A 22,069-nucleotide genomic window follows, 5' to 3' on the forward strand; every position below is an offset into this window, starting at 1 on the left:
GAACACGGCAGTTAAGCTCTTCAGCGCCGATGGTAGTTGGGGGTTTCCCCCTGTGAGAGTAGGACGCCGCCAAGCCAATTAAAAAGATCAGCCATCCGGCTGGTCTTTTTTGCGGTTGTTATTTCTTCTGTCTCTTATGTTTAAACCTGTTAAAAGGTAGGAGACTCAAAAGATTATAGAACGTATATTCAGTATAGGAAAGTATATATGCTAGGACATACTTATAAATGCATCTAGTGATAAGTAAGCAAATAATTTCTGCTTCAATCTGTATAATCGTATATCTGTTTAAGGCATATGGACAGAATTCTTCGTTTCTGTAGGGAAATATGTTAAACTTAACGTAGTTCTGAAACTGTCATGGGGGAATAGCCGATGGATACCTCTGCTAAAGATGAAATGATTTTTTCGTTTGCTGAATGGTTGAGAGACCAAGGCAAATCAGCTAATACGATCAAAACGTATACTGGTGTCCTTTCACAGTTTTGTGACCAGACACAAAAGATATTGATGGAGATTCATTCTGAAGATGTTCAGGATTATCTTGACTATTTAGAAAATTGCAAGAAAAGTCCAGGGACAATCGAAAAACACTATATTGCTCTAAATGTATTCTTTAAATTTTTAGGCAAGCCACAAGTAATGCTTTCTGTGGAACGCAAGGTTAAAGAGCACAAGCTAGAAGTGCCTGAAACTTTAAGCATAAAAGAGCAGCAAATCCTGTTAAGAGATATAGAAGCGGAAGGAAACCTTAGGAACATTGCCATCGTCTACCTTTTGTTGCATACAGGAATTCGTGTTTCTGAATTATGTGACTTAAATGATCAGGACGTCATCATGGAAACAGAGCGAAATTATATACTTGTCAGGAACGCAAAAGGTGAAATTGATAGAACCGTTCCCCTGACACTATCGGCTATACAACATGTAAAAAATTATCTTCATTCTTTAAAAGAAAAAGCAGATCCGTTATTCATCTCAAGTTATAATCAAAGGATCACTCCGAGATCAGTTCAATATATATTAAAAAAATACAATGTTCATCCACATAAATTGCGCCATACCTTTTGCCAAAGGTTAGTGGATAATGGAATAGCTATACAAACGATATCCAAGCTTGCCGGTCATAAAGATTTAAATGTGACCAAGCGTTATTTAAAAGAAAAATCGCTGGATTTGGAAAATGCGATAGACCAGACTTTCACCAAACACTAATCTATAGAAATCAAAAAGGAAGGCGAGTTCTTTCCTTTTTTTGTTTGCATAAAAATCAGTTTTAAAAACAAACGAATTTCCTTGGAAATGACGACGAAAAGGGCATTAATGTTACGAGTGGCGGGATCTGGTGAAAAAAGAAGGAATCAAGTCATAAAGGCATTGTCTAGAGGGCTCAGAAAGCTGTATAGGACAAATAGTAATTGTATTTTATAATACATTATGAAAATGAAGGGTCGAGTAGAAAAATTCAAATGTATTATTATTGAATCAGAAAGGCTGTTTTCACATACTTTGTTGCTATTTACCAGGTAGTGAGTTGTGGTTGATTTCCCCTCCAGATGCTCGCTTTCCTTGGTGCGGGCGGTGAGCCTCCTCGGCGTAAACGCCTGTGGGGTCTCACCTGTCCCGCTGCTCCCGCAGAGTCTCGCACTTCCGCTCCAATCAACCTTAAATAGTTTCGGTTTTAAAACAACAATCTTTACGAAAAGAGCCATCAGAAAAGAAAGAGGGAATCCCTATAGTTAGGGATTCCCTCTTTCTTTTCTTTATTATTTAACTGTTTTTTTCTTCTTTTTACCTATTTTCATTATAACTTCATAAACTACCGGTACTATGACCAGTGTTAATAATGTAGAACTCACTAGTCCGCCGATAACGGTAATTCCTAAACCTTGTGATATCAATCCACTGCCTTCTGCACCGATTGCCAGGGGTATTAAGGCGCCTATTGTTGCAAGGGCAGTCATCAGGATTGGGCGTAAACGGGTGGAACCAGCTTCGAGTAAAGCTTCCCGAGTAGATAAACCTGATTCTTCATTTTTGATAACACGGTCCACTAATACAATGGCATTGGTTACGACGATACCAATAAGCATTAGGACACCCATCATTGCCGAAACGCTGATCGTCTCACCTGTAACGAATAGCCCTGCCAATGCCCCGATTACCGTGAATGGTAGTGAGAAGAGAATGGCTATTGGTGCTAAACCACCATGGAAAGTAACGACTAGGACAAAGTAAACGATAGCTATGGCTGCTAACATGGCGATTCCAAGTTGGGTGAAGGATTCTTGGATATCTTTCGTTACTCCGCCATAGTCTACAGAAACGCTTGCAGGAAGGTCTAATTTTTTAACTTCCTTTTGTACTTCAGCTGTTACTGCTGCTACATCATCCGATTTGATAGTTGCAGACACGTCGGCATAAATTTTTCCATCGCGACGGCTAATTGTATCGGACGCTTTTCCTTTTTCGATTTTCACAAGCTCTTTTAATGGGATTTCCATTCCCATTGGAGAAGAAATTTTCTTGTTCTCAAGATCTTTTTTATCTTTAAATGTCGTTTCTTCTGTCTCGACATATACTTTGACTTCTTCTCCATCTTTTTTAATAGTAGTTAAAGCATCTTCTTTGTTCGTATTTGCAATGGACATACCAATTTGTGCCGCTGTTAGTCCAACATCACTTAGCTTTTTCTGGTCTGCCACTAGTGTATATTGCTCATAAGCATCGGAAAGGCTGGTATCAACATCTTTTAAGTCTTTATTTTTCTTCATGATATTTTTAATATCATCGATTACAGGTTCAATTTCTTTTTGTGTATTTCCGTATACATATAGGGTAGTTTCATTACTTGATGTTGAAGTGAACTCTTGTTGTTTCCATGTTCCAGGTGAATTAAGGCTAGTTAAATCCTTTATGACCTTTTCTTTTTTGTCCCCGAAGTTTTTGGTGTCTTCATCATAGAGTACATAGAAGAGAGCTGAGTTACCCGAGCCGCCCATCATGCCACTCATCATGTTTTCCCCTAGTGTATATTGAACTGTCTTCACATCATCTTTATCGATGAAGTATTTTTCTACTTTTTCTGTTTGCTTTTCAATATCCTCTTTTAATTCGCCAGGCGCTGGAGTGTAAGTAACGATAATCGTTTTTTCCTCATCTGCAGGCATGAAGCTGACACCGATGCTTGGAATAAGGAATAGGCTCCCGACTAATAATACAATGGCTGTACCGAAAGTTATTAACTTATGGTTTAATGACCAATTAAGTGCTTTTCGGTAGAATGCAGATAGTTTGCTGGGTTTTTCTTCATGTGATTTTAATTCCTTTTTAGATAGTCCCTTTTTAAATAAAGAGTCTGCCATGGCCGGAACGAGTGTGATGGCGATTATTAATGAAGCGACTAATGCAAACACCATTGTTAAGGCGAATGGCATGAATAGTTCCCCAACAGCCCCTGTAACGCTTGCTAAAGGCAGATAAACGGCTACTGTAACGATTGTTGATGAAAGGATAGGGATGAACATTTCCTTAGTGGCTGATCGTATTAAGTCGCCGCCTTTTAATTGTTCGCCTTTTAAAGCCATTCTCCTGTAAATATTTTCAATTACGACAATCGAGTCATCGACGACACGGCCAATTGCAACTGTCATGGCTCCCAGTGTCATAACATTTAATGAAATATCCATTTGCTTGAGCACCAAAAGGGCTGCTAACAAAGATAATGGAATCGAAATGACGGAAATTAGAGTCGTTTTAAAGTTCCTAAGGAAAAGCATGATAACGATGACGGCAAACAGACAGCCGAAGATTGCCTTGCTAATCATGGTTTCAACTGAATCTTTAATCGGTTTTGCTTGATCTAGCGTAGTATGTACACTGACGCCTTTAAATTCTTCTTTGAAATTCGATATTTCTTTATTTACTTCGTCTACGATTGCAACTGTATCGGCATCAGGCGATCTTGTAACCTGGATTCCAATCGATTCGCTACCGTTTGTTCTTGAAACCGACTCAGCCTTACCGGTGACTTTAACATCGGCAATATCTGATAATTTGACATTTTGTACTTGGGCAGTACCCGATGCCATTTCAGGGGATAATTGATTGGTTTCGGGTATGGTTTGTGCTGGCGTTCCAGTTTTAGAACCACCCGTTAAAGGTATCTTTATATTTTTCAGGTCTTTTAATGTGGAAATGTTTCCATCCACAACGATCGTTTTTTCTTTATCATCAAAGTTATATATGCCAAGTGGCATGTTGATGTTTGCGGCCTGGATAACCTTCTTTACGGTCTCTTCATCGAGCCCATATTGAGCCATCTTTTCTTGATCGAATACAAGGCTCCCTTCATTTACTTGTTGTCCGGAAATTGATACGGAAGTTACGCCATCGATTCCTTCAAGTTTAGGTACTAACACCTCTTCGACATTTTTTGTAAGGGCTGGTAAATCCGAATCCTTATCTGTTACACTGAGTGCTACGACAGGAAAAGCGTTTAATTCTAATTTAGATACGCTTGGGTTATCCACTCCCTCAGGCAGTTCTATTTTCTCTAATGCTTCTTTCACTGCTTTTACAGCGTCGTCCATATCCGTATCATAATCATATTGTAATTGGATGGAAGAAACATTAGCCATGGAAGATGAACTGACTAATTCGACTCCTGGTAAATTTGTGACTTTCTGTTCAATCTGGTTTGTGAGTTTATCTGCTACTTCTTCAGGTGCAGCTCCTGGATATACAGTGGAGATACTTATTAATGGGGTCGAGATGTTTGGAATGGTTTCTTGCTTCATGTTTAACCCGGAGTATAAACCCGCTGCAACGATGATGATCGTAAGCAACCAGATTGCCAATTTATTCTTCAAGGAAAATTTAATTATTGAATTCAACTTGTACCCTCCATACTTTAAATTGTGACTAGTCGGTCATAAACTCAAATATATAGCATAGGGATTATGATTGCAACAGATAATATATGTTAGTTTTATCGTTGTGATTCCAAGGGTATTGGAATACAATTTGAAAGATATGACTGATTGGTCATATTCGGACCGAATTTTAAGAGATAGGATGAATTTGATGAATCAAAAACATAAAATGATTATAGATAAATCTGTAGAACTTTTCGCGGAGAAAGGGTATCATGCCACCTCCGTTCAGGAAATTGCTGAAAAATGTGGGATAGCAAAGGGGTCTTTTTATAATTATTTTAAATCGAAGGAAGAGTTACTCGTCTCCATTTTTAAATATTATTATGAAGCGTTGACGGACTCTTTACTTGATCTTGAGTTGGACGCTTCATTGTCTAGTAAAGACAAATTTTTAAGGCAAATCACTGTTCACATGGAGCATATGACGGGAAATACAAACTTAATTCAAATGCTGATGCAGGAACAAATGCTCCATATCAGCGAAGAACTTGATCGGTTTTTACATTATATCCATGAAGAGGGATTGATTTGGTTCAAGCGTAAAATCATTGAGATATACCCTGGACTTTCGGCCGACCTTCTGCCGGATTGCACAATAATATTAGATTCACTTTTCAAAGGATATATCGGAATATTGATCAGGAAAAAAAATGCTTTCGATGTGGAGTTGTTACCTAGCTTCATGTTGAATCGTATGGATTCAATTATTGCAAGCCTGCAAAACATGAAAGATCCTTTATTGAAACAATTTCCTTTACCAGAATGCTCACTGCGGGATATGAGCCCGAAAGAGGAAATCCATTCGATCATCAGCAGGATGTTGGAAGTGGAAACAAGTAAAAATAGGGAAGCTTTAAAGGCAATTCAAGAAGAGTTTTCAAAAGTTAGGCCAAGTCCCATTATCTTGGAAAGCCTTTTGTTGTTTTTGGAAAAAAATGAAAAACGAAGTCCTTTGTGTTCAAAGCTTATCTTAACGATGAAGGATTATTTGACGAATATATGAAGGCATTACTGAAAGGGGCGTATAGCCTCTTTTTTTGTTGATATCTTAGAGCTCAAAGCCATATGAATTTTTATATATTTGATTATGAATTAGTTTCAAAATGTGGTGTTTAGGAAAACGTATAGGTAGTAGGAAAATTCTTTCATTAAAATGGGGGCAAGGATCATGAGATGGAAAAAGGGAATGCTGATTTATAATAAAAAGGCCGGGAACAATAAACTTGAGAGGAATCTTGAGGAATGTCTCCCAGTAATAGCTCCTAATATTGATGAGTTCCTTATTCTACAAACGAAGGAAAAAGGGGATGCATGTCGATTCTGCTCGGAATATGGTGAAGACATGGATGTAGTTTTCGTATTAGGAGGAGATGGAACCGTACATGAGTGTGTAAATGGCCTTTCACCCCTTGGGAAGCGGCCGTTGTTTGGGATATTACCTGGAGGGACTTGCAATGACTTCTCAAGAACATTAAAGATTCCTCAAAATGTTCGTCAGGCTGCGGAAGCAATAGTAAATGGAAAAGTTCGTTCAATTGACATCGGTCAGGCCAACGATGACTATTTCTCCAACTTTTGGGGAATCGGGCTTATTACTGAGGCATCAAGCAATATTGATGTGCAGGAAAAAAACAGGTTCGGAAAGATAGGATATTTATTAAGTGCAGTAAGGACTATTGGTGATAATGCACCCTTTTCCTATAAACTTGAGTATGATGGGAATTTCATTGAAGGGGAAGCAATCATGATTTTGGTCTTGAATGGATGTTTTATCGGTACTAATTTACTCCCCTTTCCCATGGTTAGTCCAGACGATGGGATCTTTGGCGTTGCCATCTTGGAAAACGCAAGCTTTGGTGCATTTTTAGAAATAATAGCGATGAAACGTTCATGGATTGAAAATCTGAGCTCGGAGTCTGGTGTGACTTATGTGCAGGCCGGTAGCATGACTATTGAAAACAATAGGCCACTTGATGTGGATATGGATGGAGAGAGTTATAGTCAAACACCTACTCGAATTAAAGTTCTTGGCCATCATTTATCGGTATTAACTCCAAATTGGTGAGGAGGATTAAATATTAAGGATAAGTGTATGTGTTTTTTTTGTTTCATTCATTCCTTATTTCTGCATTTGTTTCCAAAATAAGATAAAATATAGGATGATATATCATTTTTTGCAGGAGGAACACATATGGTGTACCAGGTCAGATTGTTAAAGGGCATTTTAGAGCCTCATCGAAGTCGTTATCAGCTGCAAAATGCAGAGGCAGTCACACGGCTTGGATGGAAATTACTATTTTTATATTTTCTTAGTATTATAGTATTTGCTATTGGTGGTTATTTTGGCATTGGTTCTGAATCATTTTCTAAAGAAATCACGAAGATGAGTGTTAATGAATTTGAAGCAGGAAAGTTTTTGATATTGAGCGGCAATATAATAGCAAGCCTTATCTACCCATCCATTTACATATTTTTAGCAGCCCTTTTCTTTTGGATCGTTACCGATATCCCATACATAAAATTAGTTATCGTTCAAATGATCATTTTTGGGTTGCAATTATTGGAAAAAGCATTACTGATTCCTCTATTCGTATTAATGGATATAGGCAATGATTCCAACCTTTTTTCATTGGGAGTCATCGGTCAGTATTTTCTCAGAAGTGATTACTTTATTCACTTTTTCAGCGAAATCACCATTTTTCAATTTCTTATTATTGCCCTGCAATATTTCTATTTAAAGGAGTTTTCACAACGAAATAATTATTTGGTCCTTGTAATGATTGTTCTATTCTATCTGGCCACGTGGTTTGTTAAAGCCTTTTTAGCATACATCCAAGTGGGCGTATTTGTATAAGGCGGGTGAAAAGAATGAGTGGGAAATGGAAAATAACAGCGGTCTCCATTGCGTCGATTGTGTTAATAACCGTCAACACATACCTTATTGAAAAAAAAGGAAGCAAAGCGGAACGAACTGTTTTCGTGGAAAACTGGTCAATGGTAAAAAAAGATACAATTACGGATACTATTCAAACAAATGGGGTAATTAAACCTGTAGAAGAGTACGATATCTATTTTGAAACCAAGAAAAATGATTTTAAGAAATTCCTTGTAAAAGAGGGGGATGCTGTAGCGGCTGGCTCCTCGTTGTTTGAGTATACGACAACCGAACTTGATGCACTTAAAGCGAATTTGGAAGCGGAGAAAACTGCTGCTGAGGGAGAAATTGTAGGGATTGACGAATATATTAGGAAGTTAAGGGCTTTTCAAGGGGGCCTGACCCGTAATCCTGATAAAGCGGTCATTGATGAATCGGTGAAAAATAACTTGGATATTAATATAACAACAAGCTCTTCAGATCTTATTAAAAGCAACATTGAGCAAGAAATGTACAAGCAAGAACTCGAAAAAAACAGTTTGAATGAAAAAGTGAAAATGCTTGATGCTAAATTAAGTTCAATTGAGGAGCAGGCTAGCGCGATTGTAACGACGAGTGAAGCTGATGGTGTAGTTAAAAATATCAATAAAAACCTGAAAAACCCGATTATATCCATCGTTTCGACAAATATGGCAATTGAAGGTAATTTCTCCGAAGAGGAGATGAAAAAAGCTAAAGTGGGCATGACTATAAAAGCAAGTTCCTCTGATTTAAAAAAGTCATTGAAAGGAACGATAGGCCGTATCCATTCCTATCCAGCAGAAGAGCCGTCACTAAAAAAGGATAACAGATTTCCATTTCAGGCTTTAATCGAACCGGAGGGTGAAGAAACTGAATCTTTGTTGGTGGGATCCAAAGTCAACCTTGCTGTAATAACCAATGAGAAAGCTGGTGTACCCGCCATTCCCATAGAGGCAGTGCATTACCAAAAAAGGCCGCATGTCTACAAATTGACTAAAAAAGGCTATGTGGATAAACACTACATTTCAAAAGGGCTTAAAGCAGAAGGTAAGCAGGAACTAATAAAGGGACCGTCAGTAGGTGATGTCATCCTGCTAGAACCGAATAGGGTAGCGAAGAACCATTCTTATTTTATTACCCCAATTCAATTTGAAAAAGTGAAAATTGCAACTTATAAAAAATTCACCTCTAGGGAAAAAGTAAGGTATCTGTTACTTGGCATTTTGGAAAAATAACTGCTTCTTTCATAAAGAAAGGGGATGTCAAATTAGTTATTATTTATATATCCATATAGCTTAAATGACTAAAAATCGGGAAGTGTAATACTTGGTGAAATCATCTAAAATGCAGAATATTCAGATATATTTAAAGACTTTTTCTAAAATGGAAGAGAATAAACATTTACAGATTAACCTTTTTAGTATAATATTTTATTATAAGTTAACTCGCTTAATCTTATTCCAAGAACGGGGGAACCATTTTTGTGGATTTTAATCCACTAGGGGTGAATTCAGAAATGAAAGGGCAAATTGTGTTTCCAATTCCTAACCCGACAGCTAACCTCGTCAGCGTCTTTAAGGGAACATGTGTGAATATTCACGCCAATATGAAATCGACACATGAAGTGTCTTTTTTTTCGGCGTAAAGACAGAGTTTTTCAAAAAAAGAAAAATTACTTTCTTTCTATTAGTATCTTGTTTCCCTTACCGAGACAAAACGTTTTTGCATCAAAGACTTTATGGAAGGTGAGGAAAGTATATGAAGAAATTCAAGTTAAGTTTAGCTAGCCAAATTTTCATTGGTTTAATTCTAGGGATTATCGTTGGTGCCATTTTTTATGGTAATGAGACGGCCCAAAACTTTTTACAGCCATTCGGAGACATTTTCCTACGAATGATTAAAATGATTGTTGTGCCAATCATTGTATCAAGCCTTATCGTTGCAGTTGCGGGTGTAGGTGATTTAAAAGCAGTAGGTAAACTAGGAGCTAAATCACTTTCATACTTTGTGGCGGTAACTATGATTGCGATTGCTGTTGGTTTAATTTCCGCTAATATCATCCAGCCTGGTGCTGGCGTAAATATGAATCATCTGGAAAAAACTGACATCTCCACTTATGTTGATACAGCAGAAACTAAGCAGCATGAATCATTTGTAGATACACTTGTTCACATTGTACCATCCAATCCAGTACAAGCTATGGTACAAGGCGATATGTTAGCGATTATTTTCTTCTCCGTATTGTTTGGACTAAGTATTGCCGCGATCGGTGAAAAAGGTAAACCAGTATTCCGTTTCTTCCAAGGTACAGCAGAAGGAATGTTCTACCTAACTAATATGGTCATGAAATTTGCTCCTATTGGGGTATTTGCACTAATCGGTGTGACCATCTCCAAGTTCGGTTTGGAATCTTTAATTCCGTTAGGTAAGTTAGCGCTTTCTGTATACGGAACAATGATTTTCTTTGTAATTGTCGTTCTGGGTCTTATTGCAAAATTTGTAGGATTCAATATCTTTACATTGATTAAACTTCTAAAAGAAGAATTGATACTTGCGTTCTCTACAGCAAGTTCAGAAGCGGTTCTTCCGAAACTTATGGAAAAAATGGAAAAAGCGGGATGTCCGAAACATATAGCTACATTTGTTATTCCGACTGGATACTCTTTTAACCTTGATGGTTCAACATTATACCAAGCGTTGGCAGCTATCTTCATCGCTCAAATGTACGGAATCGATTTAAGTGCTTATGAGCAAATTACGCTAATGCTAGTGTTAATGATCACGTCTAAGGGTATTGCGGGTGTACCAGGTGTATCCTTCGTAGTTCTTTTAGCGACACTAGGAACAGTTGGTATTCCTATTGAAGGTTTAGCATTTATTGCCGGTATCGACCGTATTCTTGATATGGGACGTACAGTAGTAAACGTTATCGGTAATTCACTTGCAGCAATCGTCATCTCTAAATGGGAAGGTCAATTCAACCCTCCTTCCGATAAAGAATTAGAACAAGTTTCTTAATACAAAAAATCCAGAGTGATATGTCACTCTGGATTTTTTGTGTTTGAAAAGCGTATCCTTTATATTTGACGTGCCAGAAGGTGCAAACGAAAAGTTTTTTAAAGGGAAGCTTCCACATGAAAAGAATTAATGATAAAACCTTATTCAATTTTACCCGTCGTCAATTCCTCCAACTCTTTATTTTTCACTATTATGGATATTTAAAATTATCGAGTTCGTTCCTAAACCTTAGGTGATTATAGAGTTCAGGTATTCACATTATTTATACGATGCAGATGATGAATAATATTCTGGGTTATATAACTTACTTGAAAACCCAAAAGTTTGATAAAATAACATTATTGATTGAGAGCTCGGAGGGGACCAGGTTATGAAGAATGATAACAATGATATCTTATATATGCATATGCAGGCTTCCGAACGGTTTGTCCTTTTTAATGGACTCAATTTTCGCGAATTTGTCTATTCGCTGCCATATACCTTGGATTCCATCTTATTATTGAAACATCAATTCGATGGTGGGGAATACAATTTGAATGTCCAGCTCGATAGCGCTTCATCTGAGGATATTGCAAAGCTCGTTAAAGAAAATGTCCGGGCATATGGAGATTTCTGTTGGATTGATTTTGAAGAAGAGGAAGGGCTGGATGAATTGGATGGAAGGGAATTAGCTGAACTTTTATATTTAGGGCATGCAAAAACCCACCTTGATCCTCCATTTTTCCGTAAATTGAATAATCAGTTTGTGTACCTTGCCCAGGATGATGGCTGGTTCAACAAAATTTATTTTCGTTCACTTTCTACATATTATATGATGTTAGGGAGCCTGATTCCGCTAAAGCTGGAGCCGTTAAAAGTGGAGAGGACGTGGCTTGGAATCAGAAAGAAAAGAGAGCTGACGGCCATTCCTGCAGAAATCATTTCTTCTTTGGCTCATATTATGGCAGAGGGGCTCATTTTTTCCTTTCGGCATGTCAAGTACTCAAGAACGAAGATTGAGATACCGGCATGGGTGGTAGGGGATTATTTAAACATGGATGAGATGCATGATGACTTTTCGGATAGAAATATTAAGGAGCCGGATGTTTTTATCACCTTTAATCGAAAAGAAAAAGTATGGGAAAGTGTTATAAAAAATGAATCATTATTCTGATCCCAATTTCCGGATGCGTGGGTTGGATTATTTGATATCTTTGATTTTTTTTAGGTGTAAGACTTACTATCTATTGCATAAAAGATAAGGGAGGACACCGCACAGGAGACAGGGAGTTGTGGCTTTGGCCTATATTCCTTATTGGAAAAGCACCAATGATGGAAGTTTCGCTTTACCCCGCGTGAACAGGCTGCAAGGCAAACGGTGGAAAATGTAATAAAAAAGAAATGTGGAGAGCTAACAGCCTGTAAATGCCTGAATGCGACGCATAGGATATGCAAGCACAGGTGTTGCCACAGGACGTGGCGAATCTAGCCTGTGTTCCGATGGTGGCAATCATTGGAAAAGCACCAATGATGGAAGTTTCGCTTTTCCCCGCATTAACAGGCTGTAAGGTATCGATGGAAATGACGGTCGAAGGGTATCAAATGAAAGTGCAATTTAAAAATATGTGTAAAAAACAGCCTGTAAATGCCCGAATGGCTTAACTAACCATCATTGGAAAAGAACCAATGATGGAAGTTTCGCTTTTCCCGTTTTAGTGTAAAATGATACAATGAACATGGTTAAAAGAATATTGGAGGGTAATAACTCATGAAAACTAAACTTGGTTTGCTTTATGGTGGAAAATCTGCGGAGCATGAGGTTTCTATGCAGACGGCTTTAGCGGTGATTAAGGCTCTCGATTTAGCAAAGTTTGATATATATCCGATTTACATAACAAAAGAGGGTTCATGGATTAATGGACCGATGTTAACAGGGCCTGCCGAGAGTGTGGAGGCTTTGACTTTTTCGTCGGACAAATTGAACTCGCCTCTTGCCTTGCAGGCACATTCAACTGATGAAAATAGTGAATCAACAGGGTATGACGTAATTTTCCCATTGCTTCACGGACCAAATGGAGAAGACGGGACAGTACAAGGGATGCTGGAACTATTGAATCTCCCTTATGTAGGCAATGGCGTTTTAGCTTCATCAGCTGGAATGGATAAGGTTATCATGAAAAACATCTTTGCCCAGGCGGGGCTTCCTCAAGTTAAATACACTTGGTTCATTCGTTCTGAATGGGAAAAAAATACTGAAAGTGCCATTGAAAAGGTAGCTGATGAATTGGGGTACCCTTGTTTTGTCAAACCAGCTAATTTAGGCTCGAGTGTCGGTATCAGCAAATGTAATGATGCTGATGAATTGAAAAAAGCGGTTGCGGAAGCTTTTCAATTCGATCGGAAGATCATCATTGAAGAAGGGGTCGTAGCCCGTGAACTTGAGTTTGGCATTCTTGGCAATGATGACCCATCATGTTCAGTGGCAGGAGAAATCATCCCTAAGAAAGATTTCTCCTTCTATGATTATTCAGCAAAATATGTTGACGGTAATTCAGCGATGGTCATCCCAGCGGAGATAAAGGAAAGCGAGTACGCAGCTTTATCTGAAATGGCCATTACGGCCTTTAAGTCATTGGATTGCTCTGGATTGGTTCGAGCTGATTTCTTCTTAACGGAAGAGGGCCAAATCTATATTAATGAAGTGAATACAATGCCCGGGTTCACTCCTTTCAGTATGTTTCCATTATTGTGGAAGCACACAGGTGTCGACTATCCAGCGTTAATTGAAAAACTCGTGAAACTTGCCTTGGAACGTCATCAAGAAAAACAACAAATCAAATATACAGTTTGATCATGCAGGTAATGTATCAGTGAACTTCACAATTCTTCAAAAATTGATCTGATGGATTATAATCAGCAGGAGCCGGTTCGATTTACACTGGTTTCTGCTTCGTTTGGTTAATGGAAGAAGAGGGAGAGAGCGATTAACGGTTCGATGAATGTAGGAGGAACGAAATGATAAAGAGAACGTTGAAACAAGTACATGAAATGGCAGATGGATTGAATGATATCACTTCATTCCAGTCCAAAGGAATAAATGGGGTTACCATCGATTCAAGAACGGTTAAGGAAGGGTGTTTGTTCATTCCGCTTAAGGGTGGGCAGGTTGACGGTCATCAATATGTCAAGCAAGCTTTAGCACAAGGAGCGGCGGCTTCTTTGTGGCAAAGGGATGTTCCGAATCCTCCCAATGATTTACCGTTAATCATTGTTGAAAATACCGAAAAAGCACTTCAGCAATTAGCGCGTGCTTACCGACAGCAGTTGAATATAAAAGTGGTCGGGATTACAGGCAGCAACGGTAAAACGACTACGAAAGATATGACGGCTGCGCTGCTGGCAACTACCTATAAGGTTCATAAAACCAATGGAAACTTCAATAATCATCTAGGTTTACCACTAACGGTGCTTTCGATGGAAGAGGATACTGAAGCGGCAGTTTTGGAAATGGGAATGAGCAGCCGTGGCGAAATTGAGTTTTTATCCAAAATGGCAAAGCCTGATGTAGCGATCATTACCAATATCGGTGAATCACACTTATTGGATTTAGGATCACGCGAGGAAATTGCGAATGCGAAGTTGGAAATTGTCGAAGGTTTGGCGAAAGATGGAACGCTGATATATCATGGTGATGAGCCATTGCTTCGCAATCGGATCAAAAAAGATTTTCCGGATTTAAACGTAATTTCTTTTGGACGTACGGAACAAAATGATTTGTTTCCACAGACCATTAACCAAGGGGCAGACAGTACAACGTTTACCGTTGCATGTGATGAAAAGGATATCAATTATGAGATACCGGTTTTAGGTCATCATAATGTTCTTAATGCATTGGCAGCCATTTTGGTTGCTAAGGAATTCCATGTAGATGTTGCAGCGATCCATAAAGGTCTGTCTACCATTCAGTTAACTAATATGAGGATGGAATTGGTCCAGGGGGCAAAAGGGCAGAAAATCATCAATGATGCGTATAATGCCAGTCCAACTTCAGTAAAGGCAGCTGTAGAGTTGATTGAGGGATTATCTGGTTTCGAGAAAAAGATCCTTGTACTGGGAGACATGTTGGAGTTAGGGCCACAGGAAAAAGACTTTCATCTGAAAATTGGTGAATTGATTTCTAATGAGCGGATCGATAAGATCTTCACGTATGGTCCTTTAGCAGAGTTTATTGCGAAGGGAGCGGGCAAGGCTTTTTCATCAGAGAATGTCCGTCCTTTTCAAGATAAGCAGAAACTTATAGAGGAACTTAAGTCGTCTACACAGGTAAATGACATCATTCTCGTTAAAGCTTCTAGGGGTATGAAGCTTGAGGAAGTCGTTCAAGCCTTACAAAAATAAAAAAGAATAGAAAAGGCCGTTTCTTTTGAATCGGCCTTTTTTATCGTACTTAATAAAGTGTCCCGGCAATAATGCAGATATCATCGTCAATCACTGAATGCCTCATCCTTGAAACAAGTAACTCCTGAAGAAGGTCATGTGTATCAAGATGGATATTTTCGATGAATTCACTCTCGACATTGCCTGATCGGTCGATTGCGGATGGTGCGGGAATTTTAGAAAGTCCATCTGTATAGATGAAGAAACGGCTTCCTGGTTCATAATGAAATACTATTTTTTTTATGGGCATTTGAGGACTTAGCCCTATGGGTATAGTCCCTTCATTCAAATTGAGGAATTGATTGGTGCATGGGGAATACAAAAAGGCTGAAGGAAGTCCAAAGTTCACATATTCGATGCGTCGCTCCTTTGTATCCACGTATGCAATGAAGGCTGTAAAACAAGTATGGTTTTTATATTCCCTTTTAACTCCTTGAAATAGATGCCGCATATGTTTATTCAGTTCCTCCGTTATGAAGATGGGGTCTTTTACGCGTTTGATAAGCTCAGGTATCAAAGTGCGTATGGACATGTTTATGAGTGCCGTATGAATGCCCTTTCCGCATAAGTCGATCATTATGAAGACGTATGTCCTGTCGCCAACCTCCGTCCAGTAAAATAGATCCCCTGACAGTTCACTAGAAGGCTGGGAAAGCCCTTTGACCTCTATATCTTCTTTATTGATAGACAAAGGTAAACCTGAAAGTTGAAAGCCCTTTGCAATTCGCAGGCTCATTGCTGATTTCTGGTTGATCTTTTCTAGCTCCTGCCCCTTCAATTTCGCTGAAAACAGTTGCATGCTGATGTTTTGGAGTGACTTTAATTTAATCCTGACTTCTACTGAATCGGCAGGGACAGCCATGGTTTCATAAAAGGTCCTTTCTGGTAACGCCAGAGGGGTCTCCATACCTAAAGCACGTTTGTAAATAAATAAGATAGGGATTTCATAAGTTTCAGCTAAGGCGAACAACGAGGTTTGCTGCCAAGAATCTTTTGATATGTATAAAGGTAAAATAAATAATGATTTCATTAAGTCCGTTGATTCCAGGAATAGAAGACTTTGATTGAGTGGATCCTCCAAAAAGGTGACTTGCTTGTTCATTTTCTTTAACATCAGACTAAAGTCCTTACATAAAGGAACATCTATAGTGTAAATATTCATATAACCCCCCATTGTTTTATTTATAGGTCAATCATACTGTATTCAGACTTATTTACTACCATTTTTTAAATAATTAATAGAAATTTCGAAATATAATGGTATTATATACCTGGTAATGTATAGGGGATTGGTAGTAAGTCCTTTCTTTTTCTAAAGGAGTAACCGTGTAAGGTGGCCTTTTGATTCGGACTAATCCTTCCTGAATAAAATTTGTTGAAACTATTTGAATTAAACACATATCATGTATATAAACAGATGTTCGTTTTGGAAAAATCATTTATTGATTGCTCAAATATTAAATAAAGAATCCATTTACTCATACTTGGATATAGTAACTACGGTAATCCTGTTGGTGGTGAATCAATCCGTGTGATTCTCTAAAGGGAAAATAAAAACCAATGTGACACACATTTCAACCGATAAAAAGGCACATTGAATGAACATGCTAAATTCTTACTCAAACGTATTTCAGATGCACATTTCCATGTGGGAAAATCAAATTCCCCTATTTTTTGAAACGATCTAAAGTTTTTAGTAACCATAAATGGGGAGATATCCTTTATTGCAATAACAGTTTGAAAATGGTAATATGAAGTATGAGTTTAAATGTCTTATCATTGATGATTATTTAAATTAATCAGGTTGAGGCAACAAAATTGTATGTTCTTACATGTTTCATGAGTTCATTCTTGAGATTATTTTAGATTAAATAGGCCGCGCGTCTGGTCATATATAAAAGCTGCATTTCTTGGCGGCTTTAGTAGCTATTAGGGAATCAAGCCGCATTTTAGCGCTTTTCCACTTCTGCAAATCCTCAACGCACCGGGCCTGTTTTGTATAAGAATCTTGGCTCTCGTCAAGTTTTGTTCATACAGTCTTTTTAAGTCTGATGAATAATAGGTGCAGCAGCCCTCACCTGAATAAAACGGTGAAACATCCGTTTATGCTACTTTTAATTTTCCATATTGAATTTAATTTTGGTTACATGTACTTTTAAAAAGATGAGCGTATGTTAATGATAAGTTTACACGTGCGCGAAACTAAAAATGCCAGTGAATGTTCGTACTGGTATATTTCCTTTTTAAAAAATCATATTGAGTTCATTTGAACTAAAAGGCAGACATACTTTTAGGTGATAATGATAAACTTTTTCATAAGAGATAAAGTAGAACATCCGTCATGATGATGAGGATTTGAACTAAACATCTGTGCATGATCCATGAATGCACGTGTAAATTTACGATATAAAAAGGAGTACGAAAACATTGACATTGTTTAGCGAATTAGGATTAGATAGAACGTCTATGAAATCAATAGAAAAAATGGGATTTGAGGAAGCGAGCCCGATTCAATCCCAAACGATACCTCTAGCTCTTGAAGGTAAAGACATCATTGGTCAAGCGCAAACTGGAACTGGTAAAACTGCTGCATTCGGTATCCCATTGATGGAAAACATCGATATTAATAACGAAAATGTGCAAGGGATTGTTATTGCACCTACACGTGAGCTTGCCATCCAAGTTTCCGAAGAACTTTTCAAGCTTGGTTACGGAAAACGCGCCCGTGTATTAGCGGTTTATGGTGGACAAGATATCGACCGCCAAATCCGTGCTTTAAAGAAAAAACCACATATTATCGTTGGTACACCTGGTCGTCTTTTAGATCATATCAAACGTAAAAATATTAAATTAGGCGGAGTTCACACTGTAGTTCTTGATGAAGCAGATGAAATGCTTAACATGGGATTCATTGAGGATATCGAATTGATCCTTTCAACGGTTCCTGACGAAAGGCAAACATTGCTTTTCTCAGCTACAATGCCTGATCCAATCCGTAAAATTGCTGAAAGATTCATGCAAGAACCAGTTCTTGTACGTGTAAAAGCGAAAGAAATGACAGTGGATCGCATCGAACAATATTACTTGGAGTTAAAAGAAAGTGAAAAATTCGATACACTTGCACGCCTTTTCGATATTCAAACACCGGATCTTGCTATCGTCTTCGGACGTACGAAACGCCGTGTAGATGAATTGGCTTCTGCATTGAATATCCGCGGTTATATGGCTGAAGGCATTCATGGTGACCTAAGCCAGGCGAAACGTCTGTCCGTTTTGAAAAAATTCAAAGAAGGAAGCATCGATGTCCTTGTTGCTACTGATGTGGCTGCACGTGGACTTGATATTTCCGGCGTAACTCACGTATACAACTTTGATATCCCTCAAGATCCAGAAAGCTACGTTCACCGTATTGGACGTACAGGACGTGCGGGTAAACACGGTATTGCAATTACGTTTGTAACACCACGGGAAAGAGGTCAACTGCATGCAGTTGAACATACAACGAAAAAACGTATGGAGAAACTTAAGACCCCTACGTTAACTGAAGCGTTGGAAGGTCAACAAAAAGCAGTAACGGAAAAAATTCTGACTACAATCGAGAATGATGATTTATCATTATACCTTGGTCAAGCGGAAGAGTTATTACAAAAACATAGTGCGGCGGATTTAGTTGCAGCTATGCTTAAATCAATGACAAAAGAACCGGATCAAACGCCAATCAAGTTAACGGAAGAGTCTCCATCGCCAATGCGCCGCAATCGTGGAGGAAGCAGTTCTTCTAGTAACAGACAACGCAATGGCCGCAGTTCTTCAGGCAGAAAAGATTACGGTAGCGGATCAAGTAAACGCCCAAGCACGAACCGTAAATCGAATGGTTACGGAAACCGTAGCACGAGCCAAAAAAGAGAAAAATCAAATAAAATTTAATTGAATTGGAAATGCCGCTCATTTGAGCGGCATTTTTTTATATGCATCTCCATATTCCATGGGTTTAAAAATGAGCAGAAGTTTTTGGATGAACGGTTCAAGGGCTTTGTTTGAAAAGTGGTTAAACCCCCGCATTTAATTATAGTATAATGGATGAAGCGAAGGATGAATGATACGTTTCATTCAAAATACCTGTACAGAAGAGGGGAACCGCATGGAACCTGAAAATCGTATATCGAATAAGGCCTTGACCGTATGGAAAATCAATGGTCTTATAAGCTGTTCAATAACATGGATTATAAGCATCGCCGTACTCGTGCTTACAATCGTTTTTAATTGGACATATTGGGTTTTTGGAGCGTGGATCATAATTTCGATAATCCAACCATATTTGACCATCTCTCTGATTCCTTCGGTGAAATGGAAGAGATGGCGTTACGAAGTAAGGGATACGGAAATTGATATCCAAAGTGGTATTTTTGTCATTAAAAGAACACTCATACCAATGATTAGGGTTCAGCATGTTGAAACGAAGCAAGGACCATTATTAAGAAAATATGATTTAGCCTCCGTTGAAATCTCCACTGCAGCGACCCTTCACGTTATACCTGCACTGGACCTTGCAGAGGCAGATGAATTAAGGCACTATATTTCCAGAATGGCGAGTGTGGAGGAAGAAGATGTCTGAACCTAAAAGGCTTCACCCTGTAGCTGTATTGCTTAATATTATTAAATCGGTCAAGGAGTTAGTTATCCCTTTTTTACTAGTTGTCGTTATTCCTGGGAAGAATGAAGGGATTCCTGGATGGGTTCAACCGCTAGTCATTGCCATTATTGTACTTTTACTGATAATAAATGCATTCCTTCGATGGTTACGTTTTACATATAGCATACAAGACGGCGAGTTCAGAATTGAGTCTGGAGTACTCATAAGGAAGAAGCGGTATATAAAGTTTGATCGCATTCATAGCATAGATATTTCAGAGGGCATCATACAGAGGATATTCCGGCTGGTGAAGTTGAATATTGAAACTGCAGGCGGGGCTCAGGCTGATGCTGTGTTATCAGCCATAAGAAAAAGTGAGGCGGAACGAATCAATGCTTTTATAAGCCAGGAGAAAAGCAACAATACGAATAACCCCCTTGATAAGGATAAAGATGAAGTATGGGGAAATGAAGATGCGGCAAAATCATCTTCTGTTTTTAAGCAGACGCTTCCGCAATTATTCGTTATGGCTGCCACTTCGGGAGCGGTAGGTGTTTTTTTATCTGGAGGGATCGCTTTTATTTCACAGTTTGATGAAATAATACCTTTTAAGCGGATATTTAAGGGTTATGAAGATTTTATTGGAATGGGAACCATTGTTCTTACAGTGCTTGCCCTAGTGGCCTTATTGGTGGTTTATGTACTGGCCACATTAAGTATGGTAATTAAATATGCTTCTTTTACCGTAATAAAAACGGATGAGGAAATCGTTATTTCCAGAGGGCTTCTCGAGAAAAGGCAGCTGACAATCCCTATCCATAAAGTGCAAGGTATCAGGATCATGGAGAATTTGATTCGAAAACCATTGGGATTGGCGACAGTTTATATTGAATATGCAGGAGGCAGTATGGATGATAAAGAAAGCCTATCCATCATGCTGTTCCCTTTGATCAAGAAGAAGCATTTACATAAAAAACTCCTGGAAATTTTACCGGTTTATCAAACAACCATGGAGATGACATCGATACCTAAGCGTGCACTTTCGCGGTTTGTATTACGCAAGGTTCTATACATCATCCCAATCATCGGTGCTTTGGTATGGTTTGGCAGGCCTTGGGGTTTTCTTTCTCTTTTACTTTTACCGTTGGCGGTCTTTTGGGCTTACATGCAATATAAAGATGCAGGATGGGGGATAGAAGGGAATTTGTTGCAACTGAGCAGCCGTTTTTTCTCAAAGCAAACATTGATCATGCAGAGAAGCAGAATTCAATCAATCACATATAAAAAAAGTTGGTTTCAGAATCGAAAAGAATTAGCTACGATTTCAGCATCTATTAAATCTGGAGTTAGCTCCCAGGTCGGCATGGTTGTGGATGTGGAAGAAAAAGATTGCCGATTAATTAAATCATGGTATTTACCTAAAAAAGCAGTCGACTCCCAATGAATGAATGGAAAGAGTCGGCTGTTTGTCCTACCACTTTTTTCTCGAGTATAATGGGGCTGTTAAAGCGCCGATTGCTATACCGGCCAAATGTCCGACAACGTTGATCTGTGGTTGAATGAAAGTCATGATAATGGCAATTCCGGTCAGGGTATATACTGTATTTCTTTCGTTGTTCGTAAAATTAGTCTTATTAAACAGTACAAGGTAAAAAAAGAAACCGAATAAACCAAAAATTGCACCGCTGGCACCTATGTGGTTATATGTCAGTGGTTTAATTAGAAAGGTTGCGATGTTAGCAAGGATTCCGGTCGATAAAAAGAAGATTGAAAACTTTACGGATCCAAGAAATTTCTCTAGGAATGGACCAAAGATGGCAAGTGAGAAACCATTAAACAGTAAATGTGTGAACGTGCTATGTAGAAAGATGGGGGTGATCAAACGCCACCATTGTCCATCAGCGATGAATAAGTTCACACCTGTTCCATAATAAAAAATTACATTACCAGGAAATATAGGGAAAAGGATGAGAACGAAAACAATCATCATAATGAGTATGAGCACAGTCACAGCTCGATATGAATGGGTGTATTCGCGGAAGCTTTCTGTTCTTGTAAACATGGATTCCTCCTTATTATCGTTTTAAATAAGATACATATTGTCATTTCCAGGTAAAAGAGTCCTTCTAATAATATGCAACTTATTAATTTAATAGAAGAGGTGTCAAT

General features: G+C 38.4%; 16 protein-coding genes, 1 rRNA gene and 1 riboswitch. Of the genes, 14 read left to right on the forward strand and 3 right to left on the reverse strand.

The window, feature by feature from the left end; genetic code table 11:
* Together rrf and SB775_RS23250 are read left to right on the forward strand one after the other, a co-directional pair.
* Window positions 1-75, forward strand: a 5S ribosomal RNA gene (gene rrf, locus SB775_RS34710); the annotation flags it as partial.
* A 300-nt stretch (window positions 76-375) separates the two neighbouring features.
* The gene (locus SB775_RS23250; RefSeq protein WP_061461168.1) at window positions 376-1,215 is read left to right on the forward strand and encodes a tyrosine-type recombinase/integrase; all 840 of its coding nucleotides are present in this window, start codon (window positions 376-378) and stop codon (window positions 1,213-1,215) included.
* 551 nt (window positions 1,216-1,766) lie between these two features.
* Here the strand turns inward: SB775_RS23250 and SB775_RS23255 are convergent.
* Window positions 1,767-4,895 (reverse strand): efflux RND transporter permease subunit, encoded by a 3,129-nt coding sequence (locus tag SB775_RS23255; RefSeq protein ID WP_410863556.1) that lies wholly within the window; start codon window positions 4,893-4,895, stop codon window positions 1,767-1,769.
* Window positions 4,896-5,085: 190 nt separating this feature from the next.
* Between SB775_RS23255 and SB775_RS23260 the strand changes: the two genes are divergently transcribed.
* From SB775_RS23260 to SB775_RS23300, 9 genes are all read left to right on the forward strand, one after another.
* Entirely contained in the window at window positions 5,086-5,940 is an 855-nt protein-coding gene (locus tag SB775_RS23260) for a TetR/AcrR family transcriptional regulator (protein ID WP_410863557.1), read from the forward strand.
* Window positions 5,941-6,105: 165 nt separating this feature from the next.
* Window positions 6,106-7,002 carry a diacylglycerol/lipid kinase family protein gene (locus SB775_RS23265; protein WP_410863559.1) on the forward strand — a complete coding sequence of 299 codons (897 nt, stop codon included), beginning with the start codon at window positions 6,106-6,108 and terminating at the stop codon, window positions 7,000-7,002.
* Window positions 7,003-7,128: 126 nt separating this feature from the next.
* Window positions 7,129-7,791 (forward strand): hypothetical protein, encoded by a 663-nt coding sequence (locus SB775_RS23270; protein ID WP_089364965.1) that lies wholly within the window; start codon window positions 7,129-7,131, stop codon window positions 7,789-7,791.
* Between the two features lie 14 nt (window positions 7,792-7,805).
* Window positions 7,806-9,068, forward strand: a complete 1,263-nt coding sequence (locus SB775_RS23275; protein WP_410863560.1) for an efflux RND transporter periplasmic adaptor subunit — start codon at window positions 7,806-7,808, stop codon at window positions 9,066-9,068.
* 201 nt (window positions 9,069-9,269) lie between these two features.
* Window positions 9,270-9,419: riboswitch (cyclic di-AMP (ydaO/yuaA leader) on the forward strand.
* A gap of 172 nt (window positions 9,420-9,591) precedes the next feature.
* Window positions 9,592-10,851 (forward strand): cation:dicarboxylate symporter family transporter, encoded by a 1,260-nt coding sequence (locus tag SB775_RS23280; RefSeq protein WP_089364967.1) that lies wholly within the window; start codon window positions 9,592-9,594, stop codon window positions 10,849-10,851.
* Window positions 10,852-11,221: 370 nt separating this feature from the next.
* On the forward strand, window positions 11,222-12,004 hold the full coding sequence (locus tag SB775_RS23285; RefSeq protein ID WP_089364968.1) for a hypothetical protein: 783 nt from the start codon (window positions 11,222-11,224) through the stop codon (window positions 12,002-12,004).
* Window positions 12,005-12,279: 275 nt separating this feature from the next.
* On the forward strand, window positions 12,280-12,492 hold the full coding sequence (locus tag SB775_RS23290; protein WP_410863561.1) for a hypothetical protein: 213 nt from the start codon (window positions 12,280-12,282) through the stop codon (window positions 12,490-12,492).
* Window positions 12,493-12,598: 106 nt separating this feature from the next.
* Complete coding sequence (locus tag SB775_RS23295) at window positions 12,599-13,681, forward strand: D-alanine--D-alanine ligase (protein WP_410863563.1); 1,083 nt, start codon at window positions 12,599-12,601, stop codon at window positions 13,679-13,681.
* Window positions 13,682-13,845: 164 nt separating this feature from the next.
* Window positions 13,846-15,228 (forward strand): UDP-N-acetylmuramoyl-tripeptide--D-alanyl-D-alanine ligase, encoded by a 1,383-nt coding sequence (locus SB775_RS23300; RefSeq protein WP_089364970.1) that lies wholly within the window; start codon window positions 13,846-13,848, stop codon window positions 15,226-15,228.
* Between the two features lie 49 nt (window positions 15,229-15,277).
* On the opposite strand, the gene SB775_RS23305 is transcribed toward SB775_RS23300, so the two are convergent.
* On the reverse strand, window positions 15,278-16,429 hold the full coding sequence (locus SB775_RS23305; protein ID WP_089364915.1) for a PP2C family protein-serine/threonine phosphatase: 1,152 nt from the start codon (window positions 16,427-16,429) through the stop codon (window positions 15,278-15,280).
* A gap of 1,265 nt (window positions 16,430-17,694) precedes the next feature.
* Here SB775_RS23305 and cshA point away from each other — a divergent pair.
* The 3 genes from cshA (at window position 17,695) to SB775_RS23320 (ending at window position 21,344) form a co-directional block, all read left to right on the forward strand.
* Window positions 17,695-19,194: a degradosome RNA helicase CshA gene (gene cshA / locus SB775_RS23310; protein ID WP_061461179.1), complete on the forward strand. Its 1,500-nt coding sequence runs from the start codon at window positions 17,695-17,697 to the stop codon at window positions 19,192-19,194.
* A gap of 214 nt (window positions 19,195-19,408) precedes the next feature.
* Entirely contained in the window at window positions 19,409-19,882 is a 474-nt protein-coding gene (locus SB775_RS23315; protein WP_089364914.1) for a PH domain-containing protein, read from the forward strand.
* A complete protein-coding gene (locus SB775_RS23320) occupies window positions 19,875-21,344 on the forward strand; it encodes a PH domain-containing protein (RefSeq protein ID WP_089364913.1) in 1,470 nt (489 codons plus the stop codon). Before SB775_RS23315 ends, SB775_RS23320 begins: the two co-directional genes overlap by 8 nt.
* 27 nt (window positions 21,345-21,371) lie before the next feature.
* Here the strand turns inward: SB775_RS23320 and SB775_RS23325 are convergent, their stop codons facing one another.
* Window positions 21,372-21,962 (reverse strand): rhomboid family intramembrane serine protease, encoded by a 591-nt coding sequence (locus SB775_RS23325; protein ID WP_410863565.1) that lies wholly within the window; start codon window positions 21,960-21,962, stop codon window positions 21,372-21,374.
* Window positions 21,963-22,069 lie beyond the last annotated feature (107 nt).

Source organism: Peribacillus sp. SIMBA_075 (assembly GCF_046534585.1).

What these genes read in the sequence shown, in the direction of transcription:
- SB775_RS23305 (WP_089364915.1), bottom strand. Translation starts at nt 16,429, where the DNA reads ATGAATATTTACACTATAGATGTTCCTTTATGTAAGGACTTTAGTCTG.
- SB775_RS23250 (WP_061461168.1), top strand. Translation starts at nt 376, where the DNA reads ATGGATACCTCTGCTAAAGATGAAATGATTTTTTCGTTTGCTGAATGG.
- SB775_RS23325 (WP_410863565.1), bottom strand. Translation starts at nt 21,962, where the DNA reads ATGTTTACAAGAACAGAAAGCTTCCGCGAATACACCCATTCATATCGA.
- SB775_RS23275 (WP_410863560.1), top strand. Translation starts at nt 7,806, where the DNA reads ATGAGTGGGAAATGGAAAATAACAGCGGTCTCCATTGCGTCGATTGTG.
- SB775_RS23315 (WP_089364914.1), top strand. Translation starts at nt 19,409, where the DNA reads ATGGAACCTGAAAATCGTATATCGAATAAGGCCTTGACCGTATGGAAA.
- SB775_RS23295 (WP_410863563.1), top strand. Translation starts at nt 12,599, where the DNA reads ATGAAAACTAAACTTGGTTTGCTTTATGGTGGAAAATCTGCGGAGCAT.
- SB775_RS23320 (WP_089364913.1), top strand. Translation starts at nt 19,875, where the DNA reads ATGTCTGAACCTAAAAGGCTTCACCCTGTAGCTGTATTGCTTAATATT.
- SB775_RS23290 (WP_410863561.1), top strand. Translation starts at nt 12,280, where the DNA reads ATGCAAGCACAGGTGTTGCCACAGGACGTGGCGAATCTAGCCTGTGTT.
- SB775_RS23300 (WP_089364970.1), top strand. Translation starts at nt 13,846, where the DNA reads ATGATAAAGAGAACGTTGAAACAAGTACATGAAATGGCAGATGGATTG.
- SB775_RS23270 (WP_089364965.1), top strand. Translation starts at nt 7,129, where the DNA reads ATGGTGTACCAGGTCAGATTGTTAAAGGGCATTTTAGAGCCTCATCGA.
- SB775_RS23265 (WP_410863559.1), top strand. Translation starts at nt 6,106, where the DNA reads ATGAGATGGAAAAAGGGAATGCTGATTTATAATAAAAAGGCCGGGAAC.
- SB775_RS23280 (WP_089364967.1), top strand. Translation starts at nt 9,592, where the DNA reads ATGAAGAAATTCAAGTTAAGTTTAGCTAGCCAAATTTTCATTGGTTTA.
- SB775_RS23260 (WP_410863557.1), top strand. Translation starts at nt 5,086, where the DNA reads ATGAATCAAAAACATAAAATGATTATAGATAAATCTGTAGAACTTTTC.
- SB775_RS23285 (WP_089364968.1), top strand. Translation starts at nt 11,222, where the DNA reads ATGAAGAATGATAACAATGATATCTTATATATGCATATGCAGGCTTCC.